The organism is Nonomuraea lactucae (genome assembly GCF_003313395.1).
GTDB classification, from domain to species: Bacteria; Actinomycetota; Actinomycetes; order Streptosporangiales; family Streptosporangiaceae; genus Nonomuraea; species Nonomuraea lactucae.
In genome coordinates, this window is the sequence record NZ_QNFZ01000719.1 from 1 (window position 1) to 3,651 (window position 3,651).

The 3,651-nt window shown below is 71.2% G+C and carries 5 protein-coding genes; 1 reads left to right on the forward strand and 4 read right to left on the reverse strand.

What is annotated here, in order from left to right:
• A partial coding sequence (locus tag DQW85_RS25990) for a chromate transporter (protein ID WP_162795386.1) occupies window positions 1–623 on the forward strand: 623 nt, incomplete at its 5' end.
• On the opposite strand, the gene DQW85_RS25995 is transcribed toward DQW85_RS25990, so the two are convergent.
• The 4 genes from DQW85_RS25995 to DQW85_RS26010 all read right to left on the reverse strand — a co-directional run.
• On the reverse strand, window positions 620–1,021 hold the full coding sequence (locus DQW85_RS25995) for a VOC family protein (protein ID WP_113702571.1): 402 nt from the start codon (window positions 1,019–1,021) through the stop codon (window positions 620–622). The two genes, DQW85_RS25990 and DQW85_RS25995, sit on opposite strands and share 4 nt — an antisense overlap.
• Before the next feature lie 108 nt (window positions 1,022–1,129).
• Window positions 1,130–2,350, reverse strand: coding sequence for a formaldehyde dehydrogenase, glutathione-independent (fdhA, locus tag DQW85_RS26000; RefSeq protein ID WP_113702572.1), 1,221 nt, complete (start codon window positions 2,348–2,350; stop codon window positions 1,130–1,132).
• A gap of 57 nt (window positions 2,351–2,407) precedes the next feature.
• On the reverse strand, window positions 2,408–3,310 hold the full coding sequence (locus DQW85_RS26005) for an MIP/aquaporin family protein (protein WP_113702573.1): 903 nt from the start codon (window positions 3,308–3,310) through the stop codon (window positions 2,408–2,410).
• A 72-nt stretch (window positions 3,311–3,382) separates the two neighbouring features.
• A partial coding sequence (locus tag DQW85_RS26010; protein WP_205315413.1) for a SelB domain-containing protein occupies window positions 3,383–3,651 on the reverse strand: 269 nt, incomplete at its 5' end.

Sequence of the window (3,651 nt, forward strand, 5' to 3'; positions counted from 1 at the left end):
TGAGCGGCGGCCCGCACGGCCCGCACGGCCCGCACGGCCTGCTCGCCGCTCCGCTGCTCACCGCCGGCGGGTCGCCGGTGTTCGCCGACCCCACCGGCGGGCAGCTCGCGCAGCTCTTCCTGACCATGCTGAAGATCGGTTCGGTGCTCTACGGCAGCGGGTACGTGCTCCTGGCCTTCCTGCGGGGCGACTTCGTCGACCGGCTCGGCTGGCTCACCGAGCAGCAGCTCATCGACGCCGTCTCGATCGGGCAGGTGACGCCGGGGCCCGTATTCACCACGGCGACCTTCGTGGGATACGTGGTGGCCGGACCGGCCGGGGCCTTCCTGGCCACCGTGGCGATCTTCCTGCCGTCGTTCGTGTTCGTCGGCCTGCTCACCCGGATCACCGACCGGCTGCGCTCGTCCGCCTGGACGTCCGCCCTGCTGGACGGCGTGAACGCCGCCGCGCTCGCCCTGATGGCGGGGGTGTCCTACCAGCTCGGCCGCACCGCGATCGTGGACCCGCTCACGGCGGCCATCGCCCTCGTCACGCTGGCGCTGCTCTGGCGGACGAGGCTCAACAGCGCCTGGTACATCGCGGCGGGCGCGCTGATCGGGCTGGCCCGCACGCTGCTCGCCTAGCCGGGCTCGACGTCCGCGGTGCGCTGGTCGAGGCGGCGCCGCAGCAGGCAGAACTCGTTGCCCTCCGGGTCGGCCAGCACGTGCCAGGATTCCTCGCCCGTCTGCCCGACGTCGACGGGTCTGGCGCCGACGGCCAGCAGGCGCTCCAGCTCGGCGGCCTGGTCGCGGTCTGTCGGGTTGACGTCGATGTGCAACGGCAGCTTGCCCCGCCTCGGACTGTCGGCCGGGCTGAAGACGATGGTCGGCTGGAGGCCGCCGAACCCCTCCCCCTCCGGGCCGATCTCGACACTCCCGTCGTCGCGGTCGAGAACGACGAATCCCAGCACCTCACACCAGAACCGGGCAAGGTGTTCCGGGTCGCGGCAGTCGAGCACCAATTCGCTGATACGGCATGCCATGCGGACGACCGTACCCTGATCAGCGCCGCACAGACCTGGGCACGACGCCGCGAGCGGCGGGTCGCGCCGCTCGCGGCGAAGAGCGCGTCCACCTGGACGTGCGTGTCCCTACCGGCTGGCGAGCGTGCCGTGCGGGTCGAGCACGTACTTGCGCGCGGCGCCCTCGTCGAACTCGTGGTAGCCCCGCGGGGCGTCGTCCAGCGAGATCGGCGTGGCGTTGACGTTCCTCGCGATCCGTACCCGGTCGTGCAGGATCGCCATCATGAGCTGGCGGTTGTACCTCATGACCGGGCACTGGCCGGTGACGAAGCTGTGCGACTTCGCCCAGCCCAGGCCGAGGCGGATCGACAGCGACCCCTCCTTGGCCGCCTCGTCCGACGCCCCCGGATCGCCGGTCACGTACAGGCCCGGGATGCCGAGCGCGCCGCCCGCGCGGGTGACGTCCATCAGCGTGTTCAGGACGGTGGCGGGACGCTCCACCTCCGACTCGCGCCCGTGGCCGCGGGCCTCGAACCCGACGGCGTCGACGCCGCAGTCCACCTCCGGCTCGCCGAGGATGTGCTCGATCTGGTCCTTCGGCTCGCCCAGCGCCACGTTGATGGTCTCGCAGCCGAAGCTGTGCGCCTGGTCCAGGCGCTCCTTGTTCAGGTCGGCGACGATGACCACGGAAGCGCCGAGCAGGAACGCCGAGGTGGCCGCGGCGAGCCCGACCGGGCCCGCGCCGGCGATGTAGACGGTCGATCCCGGCTTCACCCCTGCGCTGACGCACCCGTGGAACCCCGTCGGGAAGATGTCCGAGAGCATGGCCAGGTCGAGGATCTTCTCCATCGCCCGTTCCTTGTCCGGGAACTTCAGCAGGTTCCAGTCGGCGTACGGCACCAGCACGTACTCGGCCTGGCCGCCGACCCAGCCGCCCATGTCGACGTAGCCGTACGCCGAGCCCGGCCGGTCCGGGTTGACGTTCTCGCAGACGCCGGTCTTGCCCTCCTTGCAGTTGCGGCATCGGCCGCAGGCGATGTTGAACGGTACGGACACGAGGTCGCCGACCTTGATGTACTCCACGTCGGGACCGGTCTCGACCACCTCACCGGTGATCTCGTGGCCGAGGATGAGGCCCGGCGGGGCCGTGGTGCGGCCGCGTACCATGTGCTGGTCGCTGCCGCAGATGTTCGACACCACGGTCTTGAGGATCGCGGCGTGCGGTAGTTTGCGTCCCACGTTGGCCGGGTTCACGCCCGGGCCGTCCTTGAGCTCGAACTCTGGATAGTCGGTTTCGCGTACCTCGACCCTGCCTGGACCGTCGTATGCGACGCCCCTGTTGCCAGGCATGGCGATCCCTCCTTGCGCGAGAAGTGCGGATGTTCGGTTGCTCAGGCTGGTCGCGGATCACCTCCCATGCCCGAGGCGCCAGCGGCGGCGCCCGCCGTGCCCTACCTGGTCGCGGATCTGGTCGTCCTGCGGGCGCCGGGCGGCCGGGATCTCCCCTGTGGTGCCCTGCGCCGCGTCCTCGGCCGTCTCGGCCCGTGGATCACGGGCGCCGACGACCTCTCCGGCCGCACCCTGCTCGACGGTCTCGGGCACCTCGCGGGCCGGGCGGGCCACCAGGTCGTACACGAGGACGGCGAGCACCGCGCCGATGAGCGGGCCGGCGAGGTAGACGCCGAACTGCGTCCATGGCGCGTCACCGCCGAACAGGGTGGTCGTCAGGTACGGGCCGAACGAGCGCGCCGGGTTGACGGAGCCGCCCGTCAGCGGCCCGAGCACGAAGATCTCGCAAGCCACAGCCATGCCGATCATCCACCCCGCCCAGCCGGTCGGCGCCCGGCGGTCCACGGCCAACGCCATGATGGTGAGCAGCAGCAGGAACGTCCCGATCGTCTCCATCAGGATGCCCTGCCAGTAGGTCACGCCCTCCCCGAGCGCGGTCAGCCCCACCCCCAGGTCCGCGGCCCGGCGGCCGAAGCCGGCCACGATGAGAAGCCCGCCGGCGAAAGCGCCGACGAGCTGGGCCACGATGTAGAACGGCACCTCCGCCCACGGGAAGCGGCGGCCCGCCGCCAGGGCGAGGGTGACCGCCGGGTTGATGTGCGCGCCCGAGGTGGTGCCGAAGGCGTAGATGACGAGCGCGACGATCACGGCGAACGACAGGGAGATGAAGCCGAGTCCGGCGTAATCCAGCTGACCGCTGCCCATGAGCAGCGCCGCGACCACCGAGCCCGCCCCGAAGAGGACCAGCAGCATGGTCCCGATGGCTTCCGCGACGAGTCGCCGCGGCAGGTCTCCAACCATCGCTACCCCCCGATGACGATGGTTTTATCCCAACCTCCCAACATATACCTGGATCTTGTGGCCAAACAGGGGTCAACGACAGCGCCGGTGGATTTCGTCGACCCGTTCGGTCAGCCCGCTCCGGTCGAGGTGTTCGAGCAGCGGCACGGCGACCCTCCTGCTGGTGCCGAGGGCCTGCCTCGCCTGGCTCACCGTGAACGGCTGCGGCAGGCGTCTCAGCAGCTCCGCCGCCCGCGCGTCCGCACCCGGCAGCAGCACGACGCCGCCGGCCACGCTCAGCAGGCTCCCGGCCCGTACGGCCGCCGCCAGCTCCCTCGCGCCCAGGCCCAGCTCGGCCAGCC